The organism is Nocardia sp. Tas62D01, assembly GCF_055232035.1.
The window spans coordinates 4,726,242-4,748,798 of record NZ_JBUYUZ010000001.1 but is presented as its reverse complement, the minus strand read 5'-3'; the positions used below and the strand labels follow the sequence as shown (position 1 = coordinate 4,748,798).

Below are 22,557 nucleotides of genomic sequence, written 5' to 3'. Positions count from 1 at the left end.
GCTGTTTCTGAGCGAAAAGGTTAATAGGCAACCCTTCAAAAAGGCGGTGATATTCGCGGGCGGATCGTGATCGCAGCTGGCGGCTAGCGGACCAAGTCAGCGAAGCTGATATCGCCGAGCACTACATGCTCCAATCGGACGAACCGGTCGCGGTGCAGCCGGTGCAGCCGATATTCGGCGGCGTGGGCGTCGAGCCGGAATTCCCGCACCTCTTCGATGTCGAACTTGGTGTCGAGAATGACAACCAGGTAGAGCGGAATACCTGCGCGGGCGTACTGAACCTTTTTGTCCAGCAAGTCTTCGGCGGCAGTGGACGGCGAAGATACCTCCACGACGATCAGCGCGTCACTGGCCTCCGGCTTCGCTCCACGCTCGGGCAAGCAGCGATACACCGTCACATCCGGTCTCCGGAAGGTGAACTTTGGTATCCGCCAGAGCACGACATCTATATCGGTCTCGACTCGGATGCACGGTTCAGTGCTAGGCAAGTCCTCCATCAAGCCAGCCAAGCGGCGTGCCACGCGATTATGTTCAGGCACTGGCGATTCACAGACGATCACGTGCCCGTGCACAACCTCGATCTCACGCGCGACACCCTCGGGCAGCTGGCGGTACTGCTCCTCGGTCATCTCGTGCGGCAAGTGGTCCGATGCCCGGATCGTCATGACCGCAGCCTACCTAGTCCGTCGTGACAAGAAGCTACGACCGTGAACGCAAACGAGGGCACGGACTCGGGTGGAGTCCGTGCCCTCGCTCGGGTTCAGTGTGGGAACGCTCCGGGGAGCGTCCAGCTCACCAGGAGCTCTTGTGCACGCCGGGCAATTCGCCCCGGTGCGCCATTTCACGCAAGCAGACACGGCACAGGCCGAACTTGCGGTACACCGCGTGCGGGCGACCGCAGCGCTGGCAGCGGGTGTAGGCGCGGACAGCGAACTTCGGCTTGGCCTCGGCCTTGATCCGCAGTGCTTTCTTAGCCATATGCTCAGTTCTCCTTGAACGGGAAGCCGAGGTGCTTGAGCAGCGCGCGGCCTTCTTCGTTGTTGGTCGCAGTGGTCACCACGGTGATGTCCATACCGCGCGGGCGGTCGATCGAGTCCACGTCGATCTCGTGGAACATCGACTGCTCGCTCAGGCCGAACGTGTAGTTGCCGTTGCCGTCGAACTGCTTCGGCGACAGGCCGCGGAAGTCGCGGATACGGGGCAGTGCGATGGAGACCAGACGGTCGAGGAACTCCCACATGCGATCGCCACGCAGGGTGACCTTCGCACCGATGGGCATGCCCTCACGCAGCTTGAACTGCGCGATCGACTTGGTCGCCTTGCGGATCTCCGGCTTCTGACCGGTGATCAGCTCCAGGTCCTTGACGGCGCCGTTGATCAGCTTCGCGTCACGGGCGGCGTCGCCGACACCCATGTTCACGACAACCTTGACCACGCCGGGGATCTGCATCACGTTGGCGTAGTTGAACTCGCCGTTGAGCGCGTCCTTGATCTCGGCGCGGTAGCGCGCCTTCAGGCGCGGCTGGGTCTTCTCAGTGGTAGTCATGTCAGATGTCCTTCCCGTTGTTACGGGAGATCCGGACCCGCTTGCCGCTCTCCTCGTCGGTCCGGTAGCCGACGCGGGTCGGCTTGCCATCGGAGTCGACGATCATCACGTTGGAAACGTGGATCGGAGCTTCCTGGGTCACGATGCCGCCCGAGGAGGCGCCGCGCTGGTTGGTGGAGTTCGCGACATGCTTCTTGATCCGGTTCACGCCCTCGACCAGAATCCGGTTCCGCTCCGGGTAGGCCTGGATGACCTTGCCCTTCGCGCCCTTGTCCTTACCCGAGATGACGAGCACGGTATCGCCCTTGTGCACCTTCATGTCAGAGCACCTCCGGGGCCAGCGAAACGATCTTCATGAACTTCTTCTCGCGCAGCTCACGGCCGACCGGGCCGAAGATGCGGGTACCACGCGGATCGTTGTCCGCCTTGATGAGCACGGCAGCGTTCTCATCGAACTTGATGTAGGAACCGTCCGGACGGCGGCGCTCCTTGGTGGTGCGCACGACGACGGCCTTGACGACCTCACCCCGCTTGACGTTGCCGCCCGGGATGGCGTCCTTGACAGTGGCGACGATGATGTCGCCGATACCGGCATAGCGACGGGACGAGCCACCGAGAACGCGGATGCAGAGGATTTCCTTCGCACCCGTGTTGTCGGCGACGCGCAGTCGCGACTCCTGCTGAATCACTTCAGCCTCCTTGACCTGGATGTATACGCACGCCGGATTGCCGACCCGACGGGCATGGTCGTGCTACCACCCGAACGCGCGCCTGCCAGCGGTTTCGATGATCCGATAGATCAACCACTGGGGGTTCGTGGCCGGATTGCGGGCATAGCTCCCGCAGGCAACCGGTCTAGTGTAGGGGAATCCGCAGGTCGGCCCAAATCGGGGGTCGATATCACAACCCCAGTGCGCGATTAGCCTCTGGTCAAGCCTTGACCGCGATCGGCTCGAGGGTCCACGGGCCATCCCCACCAAGTTGCAGGCGCCGGGTGTGATGCTGATCCACAGTGCTGCGGTGCGCAATGCTGACCAGCATGGTTCGCGGCACCTCGGTGCGGACCAGAGTGTAGAGCGAGAACTCCAGGCCCTCGTCCACGGCTGAGGTGGCCTCGTCCAGGAACACCACCTTCGGCTTGATCAGCAGGATGCGCGCGAACGCGATGCGCTGCTGCTCGCCTGGGGACAGGATCGCGGCCCAGTCGGCTTCCTCGTCGAGCCGGTTCACCAGGTGACCCAAGTGCACCTTGGTCAGCGTCGCGCGCAGCACATCGTCCGAAATATCGTCGGGCCGAGCCGGATACGCGACAGTGGTGCGCAGGTCACCCAGCGGCAGGTACGGCATCTGCGAAAGGAACAGGCTTTCGTTGCCCTCGGGCCTACGGATCTCGCCGTCGGCATAGGGCCACATTTGCGCCAGTGTGCGCAGCAGTGTGGTCTTGCCGCTGCCGGACGGACCCTTCACCACCAGGGCGTCGCCCGGGTCGAGACGCAGGTTCAAGTCATCGATGAGGATCGCACCGTCGGGCTTGCGCACGTCGATCTTGTCGAACTCCACGGCGTTGTCCAGGCTCCGCATTGAAATCTTCGGGAGGTCGCGCGACTGGTCGCTGGCCGCAATCAGACCGCCGAGACGGATCAATGATGCGCGGTACGCGGCGAACGTGTCGTAGTTCTCTCGGAAGAACGACAGCGAGTCGTGGATCTGGCCGAATGCCGTCGCCGTCTGCGTCACGCCGCCGAGCTTGATCGCGCCGGAGAAGAACCGCGGCGCCTGCAGGGCCAGCGGGAAGATTACCGCCGTCTGATCGACGGCCAGGTTCCAGCCGCTGAATTTCAGAGTCCGGAATACGATGCCCCAGTATGCCCGGATCACCTCGGTAAATCGGCCGAGCAACCCGCGCTTTTCGACTCCCTCGCCGCCATAAAACGCGACGTTCTCGGCGCTGTCGCGTAGCCGCACCAGCGCGTAGCGGAAGTTGGCGGTCGCCGCCTGGTACCGGAAGTTCAATCGGATCAGCGGGCGGCCGATCCAGAACGCCACAATCGTCGCGACCAGCACGTAGACCATGACCAGATAGACCATCGCCCGGGGGATCTCGGTGCCGAGGATAGTGAGCGGGCCGGACAGATCCCACAGGATCTTGGCAAAGGAGAACACCGACACAACGGCGGTGACCGCACCCATCGACAACAGCCGGGAATTCTGAACGAAGTTGGTGATGTCCTCTTGGACACGCTGGTCGGGGTTGTCGATCGTGTCGTCGATGAACCGGACACGGTAAAACGCACGGTCGTCCAACCAATCGACGGTGACCCGCTCGGTTAGCCACAGCCGCCATCGAATATCGAATGCCTGACCGACGTAGTAGTACAGCAGAGCGCGCACGACGTGAATCGTGGCGAGCACCGCGAACAGCCGCACCGCGTTCCAGAACGCGGTCTTCGCCGCGCCGAGCGTTTCCGGGTTGTGTTGGGCCAGCGCTCCCGCGCCCTCCTGCAGGGCGTTGTACAGGTCGTTGCCCTGGTAGGAGAACAGCACGTTCATCCGAACCGCGAAGACCGTCATAAGCAACAGCACCGCGATGAACAGAATCGTCCGCCAAGCGCCAGGGCCTTTGAAGTAGTCGCCGGTGACGGACCAGAACTGGCGCCCCCACTTGGTCAGGGTCAGCAACAGCGCGACGATCACGGTGAACGCGACCGCGGTTATCGAGAACGTGATGAGTAACCACTTCAACGACGCAACGAGCTCGTTGCTCCAGTCCCTTGACGCGTCCACGCTAGCTCCCAATCCCATCCCGGCAAAGCCGGCGAAGTCTAACGCGGCACGGCGCGAGACGCCGGGCGACGAGGCAACGCCGCGGCCGAGCGGGGGGCTGAGCCGCACAACCAGACCATCGCACTGTCTTTACAGTGAATTGGGCGTACGGACCGGACACCGAGCCGGGCCGGCGTCGGCAGGACGCGCCCTAAGGGGCGATAACCGTGGGCATACCCGGTGATCCGGCCGCGATGGCGGAGGATATGCAGAGGAAGTCGGTTCGAGCGGGGCAACGGTGGACGTCGGTTGCGGTGACCGTGCTGGCCAGGCGCCACCATCTCTTGGAGAGGATCAGTCGTGACATCATCCAGTCGTAAGGTCCTGCTTGATCGTCGTGCCTTTCTGGTCGCGCTCGGGGTCGTTCCGGCCGCCGCCGCGCTGGTGTCCTGCACGCGGGAGGAAAAGGTACAGCTCGCCGGCGTCGATCTCGGCGGCGCCGATGATGCGATCCGGCCGCAGGACGATCTGTATCGACATGTCAACGGCAAGTGGCTGCGCGACTACCAGCTACCGCCGGACAAGGCCGCCGTCGGCGCGATCAGCGAGGCCACCGATCGCACCCAGCAGCAGCTGCGCGAGATCATCGAGGGCATCAAGGACCCGAAGGCGGGCTCCGAGGCGCAGCAGATTCGCGATCTCTACGACGCCAGGCTGGACCTCGACACCATCGAACGGCTCGGGATGAGCCCGCTGGCCGATCTGGTCGCCAAGATCGACGGCGCCGCGGCCAAGCCCGATCTGGCCAAGGTGATGGCGGAGCTGCCCATCTCGGGTCTGATCGGCATCGGCGTCGGCATCGATCGGAAGGACTCCACCAAGTACATCCCCACGATAAGCCAGTCCGGTCTCGGCCTGGGCGAGCAGTACTATCGCAAGCCCGAGTATGCGACACAGCTCGCCGGATACAAGACCTATCTGGAGCGGATGGCCGCGGGCGCCGGCTTCGCCGATCCGCCCTGGATGGCGCAGCGGGTGCTCGATCTGGAAACCAAGATCGCGGCCGCGCACTGGGACAGCGTGCGCAACCGCAATACCGACGCCACCTACAACCTGATGAGCTGGTCCCAATTGACCGTGCTCGGACCGCAATTCGACTGGGATCCGTGGATGGCGGGCAATACCGACCGGCCACGCCAGCTCTTCGACCAGATCGTGGTCGCGCAGCCTTCCTTCGTGACCGGGGCGGCCCAGTTGTGGGCCGATGTCGATATCGCCGTGTGGCGTGAATATCTGCGCCTCAGCGTCATCGCGAATTTCGCCCGCTTCCTGCCCAAGCCCATCGCCGACGCACGGTTCGACTTCGTCGGCAAGGTGCTGAACGGGCTGGACCAACGACCGGAGCTGTGGAAGTCGGCGGTCGGCGTCCTCGATGAGAATCTCAGCGACCAAGTCGGAAAACTGTATGTCGCCAAGCACTTTCCGCCGGAGGCGAAGGATCGCGCCCTGAAGATGGTCGCGGATCTGATGACGGCATACCGGGACAACTTCACCCATTCCACGTGGATGTCGCAGTCGACCAGGGAAGCCTCCATCGTCAAGCTCGACAAGATCGAGGCCAGGATCGGCTACCCGGACAAGTGGGACGACTACTCCGACTTGAAGATCACCCGGGGCCAACTGGTCGAATCCCTGCGCGCGGTCAACGCTTTCGATTCCAAAAAGGCGTTCAACCGGCTCGGCACTCCGGTCGACAAGTCCGAATGGGGCATGTCACCGCAGACCGTGAACGCCTACTACTCCCCGGCCAACAACCAGATCACCTTCCCCGCTGCCTATCTGCAGCCGCCGTTCTTCGACAAGGACGCCACGACCGCGGTCAACTACGGCGCGGTCGGGGCCACCATCGGCCACGAGATCGGCCACGGCTTCGATGACCAGGGTTCAAAGTACGACGCCGACGGCAATCGGCGCGACTGGTGGACCACCGAGGACATGGCCGCGTTCGAGGCCAAGACCAAGCAGCTCATCGAGCAGTACAACGCCCTGGTCCCCGACGGCCTCGATCCCAAATACCATGTCGAGGGCGCGCTTACCGTCGGCGAAAATCTCGCCGATCTGCGCGGACTGCAGATCGCACTGGCGGCGTACCGGATCGCCGCGCAGCGCGACGGCAAGGATCCGGACTACCAGCAGATGTTCCTGTCCTGGGCGCGTAGCTGGCGCGAGAAGCAGACCCAGGAATCCACCATTGCGCTGCTGCAGGATGTGCACTCCCCCAACGAGTTCCGCTGCAATCAGGTGGTGGGAAATCTCGCGGAGTTCTACAACACCTTCGGCGTGCAGGAAGGCGACAAGCTGTTCCTGCCGGAGAATCAGCGCGTCAGTTTCTAAAACGTCGCACCGTTGGCAAAGAAGCCCGGACGCTGCGCCGGGCTTCTTTGCCCTGCCCCAGAGGGTCGCTGGGCGCGGCTCGGGTCGCGCGCGGCCCCATGACCCGCCGCTATGCGGCAGGCACGGCCCGCGAAGACGCACTCCTCGACACCGCCGAGCAGTTACTCACCGCGGTCCGGCACATCGACGCCCTCGCGGAATCGACTCAGGTGTGACGGCGTTGGCAACCGCTATGACCACAACGGAATCCGATCGCTCCGCCACGCCCGTCGTCGATACCACAACCCACTTCGGCGCCAAAGTCGCCGCACGCCTCGACAGCGGACACGTTGTCTGGCTGACCACCGTCGGTCCCAGCGGGACCCCGCATCCGAACCCGGTCTGGTTCCGCTGGCAGGATGGCGAATTTCTGATCTTCAGTCAGACCGACAAGGCGAAGCTGCGCAATATCGCCCGCAATCCGCGCGTCGCACTGAATCTCAACAGCACCGAAACCGGCGGCGATGTCGTCGTCCTTACCGGCGCCGCCCGCATCGACGAGGCCGGCGCCACCGCCGCCGAGAAGTCCGCCTTCACCGAGAAATACACCAGGGGGCTGGTTGATATCTCGATGACCGAGGAAGAGTTCTACGCCGAATACTCGGTCCTTGTGCGCGTCACCCCGGACCGGTTGCGCGGATTCTGACGACTACTGTCCTTCCTGATGAGAAGGCGGCAGCAGCCGCCGTTGCCCAAGCGGCACGGCCTGGATCCGGCCCGCCTCCGCATGCCGGAGGCGGGCGACTGGGCGACCGTTCGTGACCATCTGATCGAACGGCTACCCCGGGTGCCCGCGGCGCGGATCGATCAGCTGCTGCGCGAGGGTGGCATCGTCGATCTCGCGGGTCCGATCGCGCCCGACGCACCGTATGTACCCGGTGGTGCGGTGTGGTTCCATCGCGATCTGCCCGACGAGACTGCGGTGCCGTTCGAGATCACCATCGTGCATCGCGACGACGACCTGCTTGTGGTCGACAAACCGCATTTCCTGGCGACCATCCCGCGCGGTAAGCACATCCTGCAGACCGCGCTGGTCCGGCTGCGCCGCGACCTCGACCTGCCCGATCTCATACCCGCCCACCGACTCGATCGCGTCACCGCGGGACTGATTCTGTTCGTGATCAATCCGGCCCTGCGCGGCGCGTATCAGACGATGTTCCACAAGCGCACGGTCCGCAAGGAGTACGAGGCCATCGCGCCGTTCGATCCCGAGCTCGACCTACCGCGCACGGTCCGCAGCCGGATCATCAAGGAGAAGCAGGTGCTCGCCGCGCAGGAGGTGGCCGGTGCACCCAATGCCGAAACGTGCATCGAACTGCTCGAGCACCGCGACGGGTGGGGCCGCTACCGGCTGCGCCCGCTGACCGGCCGTACCCACCAGCTGCGGCTGCATATGAACGGTCTCGGCATCCCGATCCTCGGCGACGACTTCTATCCGGTGCTTACCGACAAGCCGGTGGACGATTTCAGCCAGCCACTGCAGTTGCTCGCCGCGTCACTCGAGTTCACCGACCCGATCACCGGCGAGCCGCGTCGCTTCGACACCACGCGCACGCTGCAAGCCTGGACCGAGCCCGAGAAGTGGGCCGGCTGACAGCACCGGAGTCAGCCGGCCCGCGCCCGACCCGGTGGCTCAGGTCGCGTCGGGCGCGGCTTTCTCACGACCCCGCATGAGCGAACTCTAGCGACCGTCCAGTTCCCGGAGGCTCGGTTTCGAGGAAAGAATGAAACACGTTCCCGTCAGATTGGTCACATGGCTATCGGCACCGCCGGAACACCACACAAGTCGGACATTGCCGGGCTCACGGGTGATAGACCGCTGCGGATCCGGGTACATCGACGACAAATGTCCGGTCGACCAGTCCAAATTTTGCCGTCGGCGCGAATGTCGCCGATCCGTACACTGGGCCGGGTGCTTCAACAGGACTTCGAGGAAGCGGCTCCGCACCGCCACAAGCTGCATGCTTATCTCGACGTGACCGTTGTCGTGATCGTCCTGGCAGGCACCAATCTGGTTGCCCACTTCACCACCGCGTGGGCGAGCATCGTGACCGTCCCGCTGGCCGCCGTGGCGCTGCTCGCCTTGGTTAGACGCCGCGGGCTCGGCTGGTCCGAGCTTGGCCTGTCCCCCGAGCATTGGCGACGTGGCTCGGTCTACGCGCTGGCCGCGGCGGGCTTGGTGCTCGTCGTCGTGGCGATCGGCGCGGCACTGCCGATCACCCGGCCATTCTTCCTGGCCGACCGCTATGCCACCATTTCCGGCGCACTCATCGCATCGATGATCGTGATCCCGCTACAGACGGCGATCCCCGAGGAACTGGCATTCCGCGGCGTGCTGCACGGCACCCTCGATCGCGTCTACAGCGCCCGCGGCGTCTTCGCCACGGGCTCGCTGCTGTTCGGCATGTGGCACATCGCCTCATCGCTCGGCCTGACCAGCAGCAACCGCGGCCTGACCGGATTCTTCGGCGGCGGTCCCGCGGGCCAGATCATCGGCATCCTGCTCGCGGTCGTCGCCACCGCCGCCGCGGGCATGGTCTTCACCTGGCTGCGTCGCCGCAGCGGCAGCCTGCTCGCTCCCATCGCCCTGCACTGGTCGGTCAACGGCGCGGGCGCCCTCGCCACCGCCATCGTCTGGCACACCACGCTGACCTGATCGGGCTGAATTCCGAATATGCCCCTCGGACACCTCGGCATCAATGTCGGCGATCTCGTTGCCGCCCACGGCTATTACGACGAACTGATGCCACTGCTCGACTACGAGCCCCTGCTGCGCGACAACACCCAATTCGCCTATCGCCCCGCCAACGGCAAATAGGCACCTACCTCTTCTTTTACCCCGCTGAATCGCCCGGCTACTCGCGCAGCAACCCCGGCCTCCCGCATCTGGCGTTCATGCTGCCCACCCGCGGCGCCGTCGACCGAGTGCACCCCTGGGCAGCCACCCGACGCGACGAAATCATCCACACCCCACAGGAATTCCCCCAATACCCACCGCCCTATTACGCCACGTTCTGGACCGGCCCCGACGGCATCGCGTTGGAAGCGGTCTGTCACAGGAACCCTGAAGCCACCCGGGCGCGTGACCTTGCCATTCGAGTGTTTGTTCGAAGTCGGCATTGACCACGGACAGATGTCGGTTTAGTCTCACTGCGATCACACATATGTTCGAGCAAGTAGGTCTCACGGCACCTGCTCCCCGGAAGGCTCGCGATGCGCGACGGACTGTCGACCAGTAGTTCTGATATCCCCGGCTCCGATATCACCGCCTCTGATATCACCAACTCCGAAATGGCCAGTTCCGAGATCGCCGCGTTGGCGCAGCGGGTGGCGGCCGCGCGCGGCAAATTGCCATTGCAGCACGATGCGGCGCTGTTGGCGGTGCTGTCCGATAAAGAGATCGCGGCGGAACGTGAACTCGCGGAATGGGTTCGGGCGCAGCGGCGGGTGCAACGGCGGCGGGCTGTCGAGGACGAGCTCGAGGCCGAGGAGCGGGACCGGCGCACCGCGGCCGCCATTCGCAAGGCCGACGATGCCGACGCGCGCTGGCATCGGCGGGCGCTCGCGGCGCGGCGGCGGGTGTCGAATCAGGATGCGCGACTTGCCCAGCTGTACCGGCGGGCCGAATGGTCTTCGCGCGCACTGATCGCGGTCGTCGTGCTCGGCATGGTGTGGGCCGGGGTGAACGTGCAGCACAACCTGGTGCCGAGCGGCGACATGACCGACCCGCTGTACTGGCTGAGTTACGGCATAGAGGCGATGATTTCGATCCCGATCATCACCATCATGGTGGCCGCGACGACCGCCGCCCGATGGGGTCGCGAACTCGCCCGTGGCAAGGTCATCTTCTTCGAAACCGCTCTGCTCGGCACCACCATCGCCCTCAACGCGGGCCCGCATCTAGCGTCGGGCGCGCTCGGCCGAGCCGCCGAATATGCGATCGCACCGGTGATGGTCGGCGTCGTAATCTGGCTGCATGCTTGGGTTTCGGCGCGGTATGCCCTGCTCATCGACAGCGCACCTGTCGTCGACGCGAACGATGCGCCCATTGTCCAGCCCAGTCGCCGAGTCGCTACCCCCGTTGCGGCAATCCCCCGGGACGAACCGGCCGACCTTCTCGAATTGCTCGCGGCCCGCGAAGTCGAAACACTCATCGCTCCGGCCCCGGTCGAATCGCCCGCCGAAGCTCCAGCATCGGTCGGCCGCAACGGTTCCACGCCGGAGGGGCTCGATTCGACTGTCGGCTATCCCCTGCGCGCGGTCCCACTCACCCGGCGCAACGGCCAGCAGCCGATCGCCGATACCGCCGCTGCGCCGAGTTCCGGGGACACCGCACCGGCGGCGGGCGCCCCTACCGACATTCGTAAGCCACAGTCTCGCAACGGTGTCGAACGACGCACCGGCACCGCACGACCTGATGCCGACAAACGTTCGATCGAGTCCGACGACCAGAAGTCGCGGCCCCGCAATCACACCGAGCGCACGACGACCGATGAACAACCTGTCGACGAAGAGCCTGCTCCCGAGGCCGACCGCCGGAGGCCGCAGCCGCACAACTACTCCGAGCGCTCGGCGAGCGCTGATCGACCCGCAACCGACGACCGCTCTGTCGCCGCGGACCCTGAACCTCCCGCCGACGACGAGCGTCGGTTTCCGCGCCGCAACTCCGTCGACGTGATCAACGAAACCGTCCAAGCCTTCTCCGCCGACGCCCTCATCTCCGAGACCGACGAGATCGTCGCCGAACTCGACGACGTCGAAGTCTGGGCAGTAGCACGGGAAATCGCCGAACGCGGCCTGTCCACCCTCCCCGTGGAACAACTCGCCGAAATCCTGACCCTCGCCGACCAATCCTGGACCCCCATCGGCATCGGCAACGAGGTAGGCGTCCCCCGCGCCGTCGTGTCCCGAGCCCTTGAATCCGCTCGCAAGGTCCGCCGCCCCTACGCCGTCAGCTGAGCGCCGAAACGACAACAGGACCGCCCGGCTCGGAATGTTCCGAGCCGGGCGGCCCTTTCGTTGTCGACTACCGGCGTCACTCCCCGCTGTTCGACCAGCCCCACCGGCTCGCGCTACCGGCCGGCGCCTGCTCGGCGTCGCCGTTGCGCGGTGCGTAGTACTTGTCCGAGGACCAGTGCTGGCCGCGGGATGCACCGCCGTTCGAGCCGCCGTCCTGCTGACCCCGATCCCCGTGGCCGGGCCACCAGGCGCGGTGGCCGAGCAGTGCGGTAATCGCGGGGGTGAAGAACATCGCCATGACGAAGGCGGCGATCGCGATGCCGACCGAGATGGCGAAGCCCATTTGGGAAAGGACGTTGTTGCCCGCCAACATCATCGAGGCGAAGGTGCCCGCGAGGATGACGCCAGCGGCCACGATGGTCGGGCCGGTGTGGTGCACGCCGAGAGCTGCGGCCTGACGTGGGTCGCGGCCCTCGCGGGCCTCCTCACGGAGACGGGCGACCATCAGGATGTTGTAGTCGGTGCCGAGCGCGATTACGAACAGGTACATGATCACCGGGAGCGTGAAGATCAGGCCCGAATTGCCTTGGAAGTGCTGGAAAACCAGCACGGCGGCGCCGAGAGTCGCAGCGAAACCGAGGAATACCGAGGCCATCAGGTACCACGGTGCGACCACACTGCGCAGCAGGAGTGCGAGCACGATCATGATCAGAATCGCCGCGACCGGGAACACGATGGTGTAGTCGTGGTTCATCGCGGCCTGGAAGTCCACGAAGACCGAGGTAATACCACCCACGACGGCCGTCGATCCGGCCGGGGCCGCCGAGTGCGCCATGTCCCGCAGCGGACCGCGAACCGTGTCGAGCGCGGCATCCGATTCCGGCGCGGCCGCGAGCGTCACCTGGAAGTCGGCGATGGTCCCGTCCTCCGAAGGTCGCGGCTGCGCCACCTGGCCGACACCCGGAATACCTTCCAGTGCAACGCGGTACGCCGAAAGCTGATCGGCGGTCAGCGCTGCACCATTGGTCGAGCGGAGCAGCACATCCGAGGGCTGGGTAGCTCCGGCGGGCATGCCCTTCAGCAATTCCTTGCTGTAGACGGTGGATTCGGACGTATCCGAGGTCGAGCCCGAACTCAGATCGAAGGTCGGATTGAATCCGAAAGCCACCACTCCCAGCGCGATCAGCACACCACCGGAGACCACGGCGAACGCACCGGGGCGCCGCCCCAGCGCCGCACCGACCGCGGCGAACCGAGCGCCCTTCGGCTCGGCCTGCCACGCCTTCGACGGCCAGAACACCTTGGTACGCAACAGCGAAACAATGGCGGGGACCAGGGTGAGCCCGGCAAGCAGCGCCACTGCGACGGCGATCGCCAGCGCCGGACCCAGCGCGCGGAACATGCCGAGGGTGGACAACGTCAGCGCCATGAACGCGATGATCACCGCGCCCGCAGCCGAGGTGATGGCCTCGCCGACCCTGGTGACGGCGCTGACCATGGCCGTCTTTGGATCCTCGCCCGCCCGCAGGCGCTCGCGGTAGCGGAACATCAGGAACAGGATGTAGTCGGTGCCGACACCGAACAGCACGACCAGCAGGATGGAGTTCACCGAACTGTCCACCTCGAGGTCGAAAGCCTTGCTCACCATGGCAATCAAGCCGCCAACGGTGCTGGAGACCCCACCTATCACGATAACCGGCAGCAACGCGATTACCGGGCTACGAAAGATGACCAGCAGCAGCACCAGAATCAGCACGATCGTGGCGACGCCGATGATGGCCATGCCCTTGGTGCCGGACTCCTGCTGGTCCAGCGTCTGTGCCGCTTGACCGGTGATGCCCGCCTTCAGGTCCGTGCCCTTCACCTGCGCCTGCAGTGCGTCACGCAGTGACTTGACCGCGTCGCCCTGGGTGGTGTCACCCGCACTGGTGACCTTCGTCATCTGCACCGCAGCGATTTGCACGAGTCGATTCGCCGCGGGCGGCACGACCTGAATTCCGGTGACGTCCTTGATCTTTGCGTCATTCAGCTTCGATGCGATCGCCGCGACGTCGGCCGAATTCTCGTCGTGCAATGGTGCACCGTCGGCGCGTTCGAACACGATAATCGCGGCGGGTGTCGCGCTCTGCGGAAATGCCTGCTGCTGCAATTCCAGCGCTTGAATCGACTCGTAATGCGAGGGCAGGAAGGCTGATTGGTCGGTGGTCGAGGTGAGTTTCGGCGCCGAAACCACCACCGCGATGGTGATGAGCAGCCAGAGGCCGATCACCTTCCAAGGATTGTGGACGGCCAGGCGTCCCAGTCGAGCGAACATGTCGGAGAAGTCCTTTCGAGATCTGAACGGTCAGATCTGGCAGCTCAGATGTCGAGGTCGTCGATGTAGGGGTGCTGCGCCGTATCGGCGGGTGCGTGGTAGATCCGCTCCGGGACCCGGTCGCGCAACTCCTCGACCGAATCCAGCACCTCCACCGTGTAGTCACCCCAGCCGATGTCTTTGGCGCCGAGCGCGCCGCGCCAGTTTTTCCAGTCCTTGAGCCAGCTCGCCATCTCCGAGAGGTCCGCCCAGTTGGACTGCTGTTCCTGCAGCACGTACTTGCCTTTACGACTCACGTAAACCCGGATCGTCTCGATCCGGATCTTGGTGATCTGCCGCGATTCACCGACGAGCCGCCCGAAGAAGCGCTGCTGCCGAGCGCCACCGGGGCCGACCTTCAGCACCACCTCGTGAAACTCCTCCGGATCCGGTTTCTGCATATCGATACCGCCGGCCGTCTGGTGCTCCTCGGCCGAGGCGTCGGCCGAGCCGGTCGGATTCTGCGTATCAGTGGACATGTTCCCCTCATTTCATAAACAAATGCGCAACTATGCATCAAACTACCGGTGGCGGTACCCGTTCGGTCCCGTCGCTACGTGGTGATCTTGCGTTTCCGGCGACGTGGACCTGCTCATCCGCCTCACCCCGTCCGGACCAACTATAAGTAGATGTATACGTATAACGCAAGACCTGGGCCGCAATCCCCAACGACAGGTGCGACCGATACCGATACTCCGCGGCCGCCTCCGTCGACAGCCGAGTATCACCCGAGTGATTACTTGGTCATTTCGAGCACCTCGACCGACGCCGCGGCCCGGCCCGCCACACCGACAATCAGCGCCAACACCACGCCCGTTCCGACCCCGAGGGCGGCCGCAGCGGCGAAGCCCGCCGGGAAACCGCCCGCGTCGATAGCGATGCCCGCGAGCGAACTGCCGATGCCATTACCGAGGGTCATGGCGGCGCCGTGCCAGCCGATGGCCTCGCCGCGTCCGGCTTCGGGCACGATGCGGCTCAGTTGGTCGACGGACGCGGTGAGCGTCGGCGCGCAGAGCAGTCCGGAAAGGAAGCCGACCGCACCGAGGAATATCGGCCCGTCGGCAAAGGCCATGGGGAGGGTGGTCACTCCGAGACCGGTGAGCAAGACATACGTCGAGATGGGTCGGCGCAGTCCGCCGACCAGCGAGCCGAAACCCCAGATCGCCAGGATCACGCCGAGCCAGCGCTGCGCACCGAACTCACGGATGGCGGAGACGAAGGTCAGCTCGGACGCCGCGAGCACGCCGATGGCCGCGGTCGCGCCGACACACAACGCTACGAACTCGATGCGTAACCATGCATGCCGCGGCACGACAACGGAGGAGTCCGGTCGACCTTCGGAGCGCAGCGGCGGATTCATAAGCCACATGAGCACGCCCGCCAGCACCAGACACATCTGCACACAGAACAGCACCGCCATCGTCGACCAAACGGCGGTGGCGGCGACGCCGAGCACCGGCCCGATCATGAACGCCGCCTCCACCGACACCGATTCCAAGGCAAGTGCGGGCTGCCGGTTCCGCTCCGTCGACGCCGCGATGACGGCCTGGCGGACCACGCCGAAGATCGGGATGTCGAAGAGGCCGGCGATCGCCGCGAGCACCAGCAGCGGGACGTAGCCGACGAACGGCGCTATCGACCAGCACACGGCGCCCACCAGGATCGAGGGCACGATCGTACGACGCAGCCCGAACCGGTCGAGCAACCTGCCGCGCCAAGGCCCACTCGCCGCGATGCAGCCGGTGACGACGGCGCTCAGCGCACCGGCTTGCACGTAAGAGCCGTGCAGCGTCTGCACGACATGTAGCGCGAGCAGTACGGCCCCGGCGAAGAAAGGTATGCGAACCAGCACCCCGAGCAGAAGTACGTTGCGCACCGCCGGACTGGACAGAACCTCCTGATAGGACCGCACCCAACCGAGCCTTTCACGGCCCTCGGACAATGCGCCAGAAATTTTTCCAGCCACTGTCGGTACCCGGAACAGATTATGCGGCAACGCCGCTAGCTCATCCCCTCGGGAAACGACGAAGACCCGCTCCCCACGACACAACATAGCCGATGAGCCGAGCTCCAGCCCGGTCGGCGGAATCGGTTTACTGCCCGAAGGGGTTACGCACCTCGAGTCCGGCGAAGTTCCTGCCATGCTGAAGATCTTCCGACAACAGATACTTCGCGCCGGACTGGACGGCAGCCTCGACTATCAGCGCGTCCCACCACGATACGGTGTGCGTTTCTTCGAGAAATGACGCGTTCACGATCACCAAGGGATCCATGTCGATCGCACACCATTCGCTATAGGACGCAACGATCTTCCGGGCTTCGGAAGCAGTCAGCGGAGGCTCGAGCTTGCGTGTGGCAACGCTATAGAACTCCTGCAGAACCTGTGTGCTCAGCACACCAGCAGCGCGCTGCCACAAGTCGACGAGTACTCCGCGCGCGATCTCATTGCGAACGTCGTTCCCCGCCTCATAGGCATACAGAAGGACGTTGGTGTCCACGAAGGTTGCGTCGGATCTCATCAGTGGCGCCGTTCCCACCGATCGTAAAGATCTTCTCGCCGCCAGGTGTAGACACCTGCGCTTTCCCGCTCCGATGCGGTCACCATGGCCTGGAGCGCGTGGCGTTTCGCGGACTCGTAGCGGTCATCGGCATCAGCAAGTTCGCGTACCTGCCGTGCCAGTAGAGCGCTGAGGGATGTTCCACGCCTGGCCGCGATCACCTTCGCCTGCGCGATCACGTCCTCATCTAGCTGCACCGTAACATTCCGCTTCGCCATGCCACAGGATATCACGTGGTCCACGTTGAAATCGTGTGGCCGAGTCCCGAGGCCGGGACAACGGGCGATACGACGGAGGCCCGCCTCCCAAATGGGAAGCGGGCCTTCGACTCGAATTCAGAGTCTCGAGATGAGAGCCTTACTTGGCCTTCTCGAGGACCTCGACCAGACGCCAGCGCTTGGTGGCCGACAGCGGACGGGTCTCCATCAGCTGGACGCGGTCGCCGATGCCGGCGATCTCGTTCTCGTCATGCGCCTTCACCTTGGAGGTGGTGCGAATGATCTTGCCGTAGAGCTTGTGCCGGTTACGGTCTTCCAGCTCGACGACGATCGTCTTGTTCATCTTGTCCGACACAACGTAGCCGACACGTACCTTGCGGCTGTTGCGCTCTTCCTTGACCTCGCTCATGCCTCCACCTCGCTAACGCTCGGCTCCGCCATGACCGAAAGCTCGGCTGTACCTATTGTTCGCTCGCTACGCTCGCTCATGCCTCCACCTCGCTAACGCTCGGCTCCGCCATGACCGAGAGCTCGGCTGTACCTATTGTTCGCTCGCTACGCTCGCTCATGCCGCATCTCCCTTGCCAGCGGGTGCCGTGGCCAGACCGAGCTCGCGCTCACGCATGACCGTGTAGATGCGCGCGATCTCGTGACGAACGACGCGCAGACGACGGTTATTGTCCAGCTGACCCGTCGCCATCTGGAAGCGCAGGTTGAACAGCTCTTCCTTCGACTCACGCAGGCGGGCGACGAGCTCTTCTTCGGTGAGCTCGCGGAGCTCTGCGGCCGGTGTTCCGGTAGCCATCAGAACTGCTCCTCCCTTGTCACGATCCTGCACTTCATCGGGAGCTTGTGCATCGCGCGGCGCAGGGCCTCACGAGCAGTCTCCTCATTGGGGTAACTCATTTCGAACATCACGCGACCGGGCTTGACGTTCGCGATCCACCACTCCGGCGAACCCTTACCGGAACCCATGCGGGTCTCGGCGGGCTTCTTGGTGAGCGGGCGATCCGGGTAGATGTTGATCCAGATCTTGCCGCCACGCTTGATGTGGCGGGTCATCGCGATACGAGCCGACTCGATCTGCCGGTTGGTGACGTAGGCAGACTCGAGAGCCTGGATGCCGTATTCACCGAACGCGACCGAGGTGCCGCCCTTTGCCATTCCGGAACGACCCGGGTGATGCTGCTTCCGGTGCTTGACCTTCCGAGGCATCAACATGCGTCAGCCCTCCTGCTTTTCTGCCGGGGCGTCGGCAACCGCAGTGGCGGTGGCGGCACGCCCGGCCTCAGTGCTGGTCGCGGTGGTACCGGCAGAACCGGACCGGCGCGGGCGGCTCGGCCGCTCACGACGCTCGCGGCGGTCACCAGCGGCGGGCGCGGCCGAAGCCGTGACCTCACGCTTGCCACCGACGATGTCGCCCTTGTAGATCCAGACCTTCACGCCGATGCGCCCGAAGGTGGTCTTGGCCTCGTACAGGCCGTAGTCGATGTCCGCACGCAGCGTGTGCAGCGGAACCCGACCCTCGCGGTAGAACTCCGAGCGCGACATTTCGGCGCCACCGAGGCGGCCCGAGCACTGCACACGGATGCCCTTGACGTTCGGCGAACGCATGGCCGACTGGATGGCCTTACGCATCGCGCGACGGAACGCCACACGGTTGGACAGCTGCTCGGCAACACCCTGAGCAACGAGTTGCGCATCCGACTCGGCGTTCTTCACCTCGAGGATGTTCAGCTGCACCTGCTTCTTGGTGAGCTTCTCCAGCTCGGCGCGGATGCGATCGGCCTCGGCGCCACGGCGACCGATGACGATGCCGGGACGCGCGGTGTGGATGTCGACGCGAACCCGGTCACGAGTGCGCTCGATCTCGACCTTGGAGATGCCTGCCCGCTCCATGCCGGTGGCGAGGAGCTTACGGATCTGGACATCTTCCTTCACGTAGTCCGCGTACTGCTTGTCCGCGTACCAACGCGACTTCCAGTCGGTGGTGATACCGAGGCGGAAGCCATGGGGGTTGATTTTCTGTCCCATTTACTTTGCCCCTCCCTTCCGGCGGTTACGAGTGGATCCACCGGCGGTGGGAACGCTCTCGACCTCGATGGTGATGTGGCTGGTGCGCTTCCGGATCCGGAACGCCCGACCCTGAGCGCGCGGCTGGAACCGCTTCATGGTCGCGCCCTCGTCGACGTAAGCCGTCGAGATAACGAGCGTGGCCGGGTTGAGGCCGAGGTTGTTCTCGGCGTTCGCCGCGGCACTCGCCACGACCTTGGCAACCGGCTCGCTCGCGGCCTGCGGCGCGAACTTCAGGATCGCCAGTGCGTCCTCGACCCGCTTGCCGCGGACCAGGTCCACGACACGACGAGCCTTCATCGGGGTCACGCGAACGTGCTTGGCGGTCGCGCGAGCCGTCGGGTTCTGTGGCGTCGTCAGCAGTGTTTGTGTGCTCTTCGCTTCGCTCATCGCCGCTTGCTCTTCCGGTCGTCCTTGACGTGGCTCTTGAACGTCCTGGTCGGCGCGAACTCGCCGAGCTTGTGCCCGACCATGTTGTCCGAGACGAACACCGGCACGTGCTTGCGACCGTCATGGACGGCGAAGGTGTGACCGATGAAGTCGGGGATGATCGTCGAACGGCGCGACCAGGTCTTGATGACCTGCTTCGTGCCCTTTTCGTTCTGCACGTCCACCTTCGCAAGGAGGTGGTCGTCGACGAACGGGCCTTTCTTAAGACTGCGTGGCATTCTCTAACTCCCTCCTTGTTATCGCTTGTTCTTGCCAGTGCGGCGGCGGCGAACGATGAGCTTGTCGCTCGGGCGGTTGGGCTTACGGGTGCGGCCTTCCGGCTGGCCCCACGGGCTGACCGGGTGACGACCACCGGAGGTCTTACCCTCACCACCACCATGCGGGTGGTCGACCGGGTTCATGACGACACCACGGACGGTTGGGCGGCGGCCCTTCCAGCGCATACGGCCGGCTTTGCCCCAGTTGATGTTCGACTGCTCGGCGTTGCCGACCTCGCCGACGGTGGCGCGGCAGCGCACGTCGACGCGGCGGATTTCGCCGGAGGGCATACGCAGCGTGGCGTAGGTGCCTTCCTTACCGAGCAGCTGGATGCTGGATCCGGCCGAACGGGCCATCTTCGCGCCACCGCCCGGACGCAGCTCCACGTTGTGGATCGTGGTACCGGTCGGGATGTTGCGCAGCGGCAGGTTGTTACCCGGCTTGATGTCGGCTGTCGCGCCGGACTCGATCGGGGTGCCCTGCTGGATGCCCTTGGGCGCGATGATGTATCGCTTCTCGCCGTCCACGTAGTGCAGCAGCGCGATGTTCGCGGTCCGGTTCGGGTCGTACTCGATGTGAGCGACCTTGGCCGGGATGCCGTCCTTGTCCAGCCGACGGAAGTCGATCAGACGGTAGGCACGCTTGTGGCCGCCACCGCGGTGCCGAGTGGTGATGCGACCGTGCGCATTACGACCACCCTTGCTGTGCAGCGGGCGAATCAGCGACTTCTCGGGGGTCGACCGGGTGATTTCGGCGAAGTCCGAGACGGACGAGCCACGGCGACCGGGGGTAGTCGGCTTGTACTTACGGATTGCCATGAGTTCTTCTCTACTTTCTGGATTCCCAGGCGCTTACGCGACCGGGCCTCCGAAGATCTCGATGGGCTTGCTGTCGGCCGAGATGGTCACGAGCGCGCGCTTGGTGTCCTTGCGCTTGCCGTAACCGAAGCGGGTCCGCTTGCGCTTGCCCTGACGGTTGGCGGTGTTGACGCTGGTCACCTTCACACCGAAGACCTTCTCGACGGCGATCTTGATCTGCGTCTTGTTGGAATCCGGGTGCACGATGAAGGTGTAGGTGCCTTCCTCGATAAGTCCGTAGGACTTCTCCGAGATGACCGGCGCCAGCAGGATGTCGCGGGGGTCGGCGATAGTGCTCACTTGCTCTCCTCCTGTGCCGCCTCGGCCGGGCCGTGCACGAAGGCGTTGAGCGCCTCCACACTGAACACGACCTCGTCGCTTTCCAGCACGTCATAGGTGTTGAGCTGATCCGGCGCGATCGGGTGCACGAACTCCAGGTTCTGCACGCTCTTCCAGGCCGCGACATCCTCACGCCCGAGGACGAGGAGGAACTTCTTGCGCTCCGAAAGCTCGGAGAGGAAGGACTTCGCGGTCTTGGTCGACGGGGTCTGTCCCGCGACCAGTTCGGTGATCACGTGGATCCGCTCGTTACGCGCCCGGTCCGAAAGAGCCCCACGCAGTGCGGCGCGGATCATCTTCTTGGGGGTGCGCTGGCTGTAGTCACGCGGCTGCGGACCGTGCACGATGCCACCGCCAATGAACTGCGGCGCGCGGGTCGAGCCCTGACGGGCGCGGCCGGTGCCCTTCTGCCGGTACGGCTTCTTGCCACCGCCACGGACTTCGCCGCGGGTCTTGGTCGAGTGCGTGCCCTGGCGCCCGGCAGCGAGCTGCGCGACGACGACCTGGTGCATCAGCGAGATGTTCGCGGTGACATCGAAGATGTCCGCGGGCAGCTCGACGGTGCCGTTGGTTTTGCCACCGAGTCCCTTGACCGGCAGCGTCAGGTTGACCTTCTTTTCGACGCTGGTCATGCGTGCGCACCACCCTTCACGGCGCTCTTGACGATCACGACGTTGCCCTTGCGACCCGGGATCGCTCCCTTGATCAGCAGCAGGCCGTTCTCGGCATCCACCTTGTGAACCGACAGGTTCTGCGTGGTGATGCGGTCGTTACCCATCCGACCCGACATCCGCATGCCCTTGAACACGCGGCCGGGGGTGGCGCAACCACCGATGGAACCCGGGCGACGGTGCACGGCCTGCGCACCGTGCGAGGCGCCCTGACCGGCGAAGCCGTGACGCTTCATGGTGCCGGCGAAGCCCTTGCCCTTGCTGGTGCCGGTCACGTCCACGTACGCGCCCTCTTCGAACACCTCGGCAGTCAGCTCCTGGCCGACCTCGAAGGTGGAAGCATCCGCGACGCGGATCTCGGCGACGTGGCGACGCGGGGTGACACCGGCCTTGGCGAACTGACCGGAAACCGGCTTGTTCACCTTGCGCGGGTCGATGGCGCCGAAAGCGACCTGGACGGCGCTGTAGCCGTCGCGCTCCACGGTGCGAATCTGGGTAACGACGTTCGGTCCGGCCTTGATGACGGTCACGGGAACGACGCGGTTCTTGTCGTCGAACACCTGGGTCATGCCGAGCTTGGTGCCCAGGATGCCGGCCGCCGGCCTGTTCTTGTTGTCAGTCATGTCTCGCGAGTCCCCGTCACTGAATGTTGACGTCGACGCTGGCCGGCAGGTCGATACGCATGAGCGCGTCAACCGTCTTCGGCGTCGGGTCGAGGATGTCGATCAGCCGCTTGTGCGTCCGCATCTCGAAGTGCTCGCGCGAGTCCTTGTACTTGTGCGGCGAACGGATGACGCAGTACACGTTCTTTTCGGTCGGCAACGGCACCGGCCCGACGACACGGGCCCCGGTGCGGGTCACCGTCTCCACGATCTTGCGCGCAGACGCGTCGATCGCTTCGTGGTCGTAGGCCTTGAGCCTGATGCGGATCTTCTGTCCCGCCACGCTAAGTGTCCTTTTCTCCGCTTTTCGTTCGTGATCCGGAAGCTGGCTTCCGTACCACCCTCAATTTGCACAGCCCGAACACACGAAGACGTCTCGCAAGAGATCACGACCGGGCACGCCCGATCCTCGCCGCT

27 protein-coding genes and 1 pseudogene are annotated in these 22,557 nt (G+C 64.6%); 6 read left to right on the top strand and 22 right to left on the bottom strand.

What is annotated here, in order from left to right; all coding sequences use genetic code 11:
* Nucleotides 1-83: 83 nt before the first annotated feature.
* From ACV7NQ_RS22455 to ACV7NQ_RS22430, 6 genes are all read right to left on the bottom strand, one after another.
* Nucleotides 84-665 (bottom strand): Uma2 family endonuclease, encoded by a 582-nt coding sequence (locus ACV7NQ_RS22455; RefSeq protein ID WP_463361449.1) that lies wholly within the window; start codon nt 663-665, stop codon nt 84-86.
* Between the two features lie 127 nt (nt 666-792).
* Nucleotides 793-978, bottom strand: a complete 186-nt coding sequence (locus ACV7NQ_RS22450) for a type Z 30S ribosomal protein S14 (RefSeq protein WP_040731429.1) — start codon at nt 976-978, stop codon at nt 793-795.
* A gap of 4 nt (nt 979-982) precedes the next feature.
* Nucleotides 983-1,546, bottom strand: coding sequence for a 50S ribosomal protein L5 (rplE, locus tag ACV7NQ_RS22445; RefSeq protein WP_463361448.1), 564 nt, complete (start codon nt 1,544-1,546; stop codon nt 983-985).
* Nucleotide 1,547: 1 nt separating this feature from the next.
* Nucleotides 1,548-1,865, bottom strand: a complete 318-nt coding sequence (rplX, locus tag ACV7NQ_RS22440) for a 50S ribosomal protein L24 (RefSeq protein WP_150404095.1) — start codon at nt 1,863-1,865, stop codon at nt 1,548-1,550.
* 1 nt (nt 1,866) lies between these two features.
* The gene (gene rplN / locus ACV7NQ_RS22435; RefSeq protein WP_463361447.1) at nt 1,867-2,235 is read right to left on the bottom strand and encodes a 50S ribosomal protein L14; all 369 of its coding nucleotides are present in this window, start codon (nt 2,233-2,235) and stop codon (nt 1,867-1,869) included.
* 241 nt (nt 2,236-2,476) lie between these two features.
* A complete protein-coding gene (locus ACV7NQ_RS22430) occupies nt 2,477-4,348 on the bottom strand; it encodes an ABC transporter ATP-binding protein/permease (RefSeq protein ID WP_463361446.1) in 1,872 nt (623 codons plus the stop codon).
* A gap of 321 nt (nt 4,349-4,669) precedes the next feature.
* Between ACV7NQ_RS22430 and ACV7NQ_RS22425 the strand changes: the two genes are divergently transcribed.
* From ACV7NQ_RS22425 to ACV7NQ_RS22400, 6 genes and pseudogenes are all read left to right on the top strand, one after another.
* On the top strand, nt 4,670-6,703 hold the full coding sequence (locus ACV7NQ_RS22425) for a M13 family metallopeptidase (protein ID WP_463361445.1): 2,034 nt from the start codon (nt 4,670-4,672) through the stop codon (nt 6,701-6,703).
* 211 nt (nt 6,704-6,914) lie between these two features.
* Entirely contained in the window at nt 6,915-7,388 is a 474-nt protein-coding gene (locus ACV7NQ_RS22420; protein WP_463361444.1) for a TIGR03667 family PPOX class F420-dependent oxidoreductase, read from the top strand.
* A gap of 18 nt (nt 7,389-7,406) precedes the next feature.
* The gene (locus ACV7NQ_RS22415) at nt 7,407-8,336 is read left to right on the top strand and encodes an RluA family pseudouridine synthase (RefSeq protein WP_463361443.1); all 930 of its coding nucleotides are present in this window, start codon (nt 7,407-7,409) and stop codon (nt 8,334-8,336) included.
* Between the two features lie 291 nt (nt 8,337-8,627).
* On the top strand, nt 8,628-9,398 hold the full coding sequence (locus tag ACV7NQ_RS22410; protein WP_463361442.1) for a lysostaphin resistance A-like protein: 771 nt from the start codon (nt 8,628-8,630) through the stop codon (nt 9,396-9,398).
* Nucleotides 9,399-9,416: 18 nt separating this feature from the next.
* Nucleotides 9,417-9,865: pseudogene (locus ACV7NQ_RS22405) on the top strand (VOC family protein).
* A gap of 90 nt (nt 9,866-9,955) precedes the next feature.
* Nucleotides 9,956-11,701 (top strand): hypothetical protein, encoded by a 1,746-nt coding sequence (locus tag ACV7NQ_RS22400; RefSeq protein ID WP_463361441.1) that lies wholly within the window; start codon nt 9,956-9,958, stop codon nt 11,699-11,701.
* Nucleotides 11,702-11,777: 76 nt separating this feature from the next.
* On the opposite strand, the gene ACV7NQ_RS22395 is transcribed toward ACV7NQ_RS22400, so the two are convergent.
* The 16 genes from ACV7NQ_RS22395 to rpsJ form a co-directional block, all read right to left on the bottom strand.
* A complete protein-coding gene (locus ACV7NQ_RS22395; protein WP_463361440.1) occupies nt 11,778-14,015 on the bottom strand; it encodes an MMPL family transporter in 2,238 nt (745 codons plus the stop codon).
* Nucleotides 14,016-14,059: 44 nt separating this feature from the next.
* Nucleotides 14,060-14,533, bottom strand: a complete 474-nt coding sequence (locus ACV7NQ_RS22390) for an EXLDI protein (RefSeq protein ID WP_463361439.1) — start codon at nt 14,531-14,533, stop codon at nt 14,060-14,062.
* Nucleotides 14,534-14,790: 257 nt separating this feature from the next.
* Nucleotides 14,791-15,966, bottom strand: coding sequence for an MFS transporter (locus ACV7NQ_RS22385; protein ID WP_463361438.1), 1,176 nt, complete (start codon nt 15,964-15,966; stop codon nt 14,791-14,793).
* A 181-nt stretch (nt 15,967-16,147) separates the two neighbouring features.
* Complete coding sequence (locus ACV7NQ_RS22380) at nt 16,148-16,552, bottom strand: PIN domain-containing protein (RefSeq protein ID WP_463361437.1); 405 nt, start codon at nt 16,550-16,552, stop codon at nt 16,148-16,150.
* Between the two features lie 20 nt (nt 16,553-16,572).
* Entirely contained in the window at nt 16,573-16,809 is a 237-nt protein-coding gene (locus tag ACV7NQ_RS22375; protein WP_463361436.1) for a DUF6364 family protein, read from the bottom strand.
* A gap of 160 nt (nt 16,810-16,969) precedes the next feature.
* Nucleotides 16,970-17,239 (bottom strand): 30S ribosomal protein S17, encoded by a 270-nt coding sequence (rpsQ, locus tag ACV7NQ_RS22370; protein ID WP_463361435.1) that lies wholly within the window; start codon nt 17,237-17,239, stop codon nt 16,970-16,972.
* Between the two features lie 156 nt (nt 17,240-17,395).
* Nucleotides 17,396-17,635, bottom strand: coding sequence for a 50S ribosomal protein L29 (gene rpmC, locus ACV7NQ_RS22365; RefSeq protein ID WP_328409156.1), 240 nt, complete (start codon nt 17,633-17,635; stop codon nt 17,396-17,398).
* Complete coding sequence (gene rplP, locus ACV7NQ_RS22360; RefSeq protein ID WP_463361434.1) at nt 17,635-18,051, bottom strand: 50S ribosomal protein L16; 417 nt, start codon at nt 18,049-18,051, stop codon at nt 17,635-17,637. The genes rpmC and rplP overlap by 1 nt, the downstream gene beginning before the upstream one ends.
* 3 nt (nt 18,052-18,054) lie before the next feature.
* Nucleotides 18,055-18,864 (bottom strand): 30S ribosomal protein S3, encoded by an 810-nt coding sequence (gene rpsC / locus ACV7NQ_RS22355; RefSeq protein WP_463361433.1) that lies wholly within the window; start codon nt 18,862-18,864, stop codon nt 18,055-18,057.
* Entirely contained in the window at nt 18,865-19,293 is a 429-nt protein-coding gene (gene rplV, locus ACV7NQ_RS22350) for a 50S ribosomal protein L22 (protein WP_463361432.1), read from the bottom strand. It abuts the gene before it with no gap.
* A complete protein-coding gene (gene rpsS, locus ACV7NQ_RS22345) occupies nt 19,290-19,571 on the bottom strand; it encodes a 30S ribosomal protein S19 (RefSeq protein WP_019045020.1) in 282 nt (93 codons plus the stop codon). Before rpsS ends, rplV begins: the two co-directional genes overlap by 4 nt.
* Nucleotides 19,572-19,589: 18 nt before the next feature.
* Nucleotides 19,590-20,429, bottom strand: a complete 840-nt coding sequence (rplB, locus tag ACV7NQ_RS22340; protein ID WP_463361431.1) for a 50S ribosomal protein L2 — start codon at nt 20,427-20,429, stop codon at nt 19,590-19,592.
* A 33-nt stretch (nt 20,430-20,462) separates the two neighbouring features.
* A complete protein-coding gene (rplW, locus tag ACV7NQ_RS22335; protein WP_030522697.1) occupies nt 20,463-20,768 on the bottom strand; it encodes a 50S ribosomal protein L23 in 306 nt (101 codons plus the stop codon).
* Nucleotides 20,765-21,439: a 50S ribosomal protein L4 gene (rplD, locus tag ACV7NQ_RS22330; protein WP_463361430.1), complete on the bottom strand. Its 675-nt coding sequence runs from the start codon at nt 21,437-21,439 to the stop codon at nt 20,765-20,767. Before rplD ends, rplW begins: the two co-directional genes overlap by 4 nt.
* Complete coding sequence (rplC, locus tag ACV7NQ_RS22325; RefSeq protein WP_463361429.1) at nt 21,436-22,101, bottom strand: 50S ribosomal protein L3; 666 nt, start codon at nt 22,099-22,101, stop codon at nt 21,436-21,438. Before rplC ends, rplD begins: the two co-directional genes overlap by 4 nt.
* A gap of 16 nt (nt 22,102-22,117) precedes the next feature.
* Nucleotides 22,118-22,423, bottom strand: a complete 306-nt coding sequence (gene rpsJ / locus ACV7NQ_RS22320; RefSeq protein ID WP_003938093.1) for a 30S ribosomal protein S10 — start codon at nt 22,421-22,423, stop codon at nt 22,118-22,120.
* Nucleotides 22,424-22,557 lie beyond the last annotated feature (134 nt).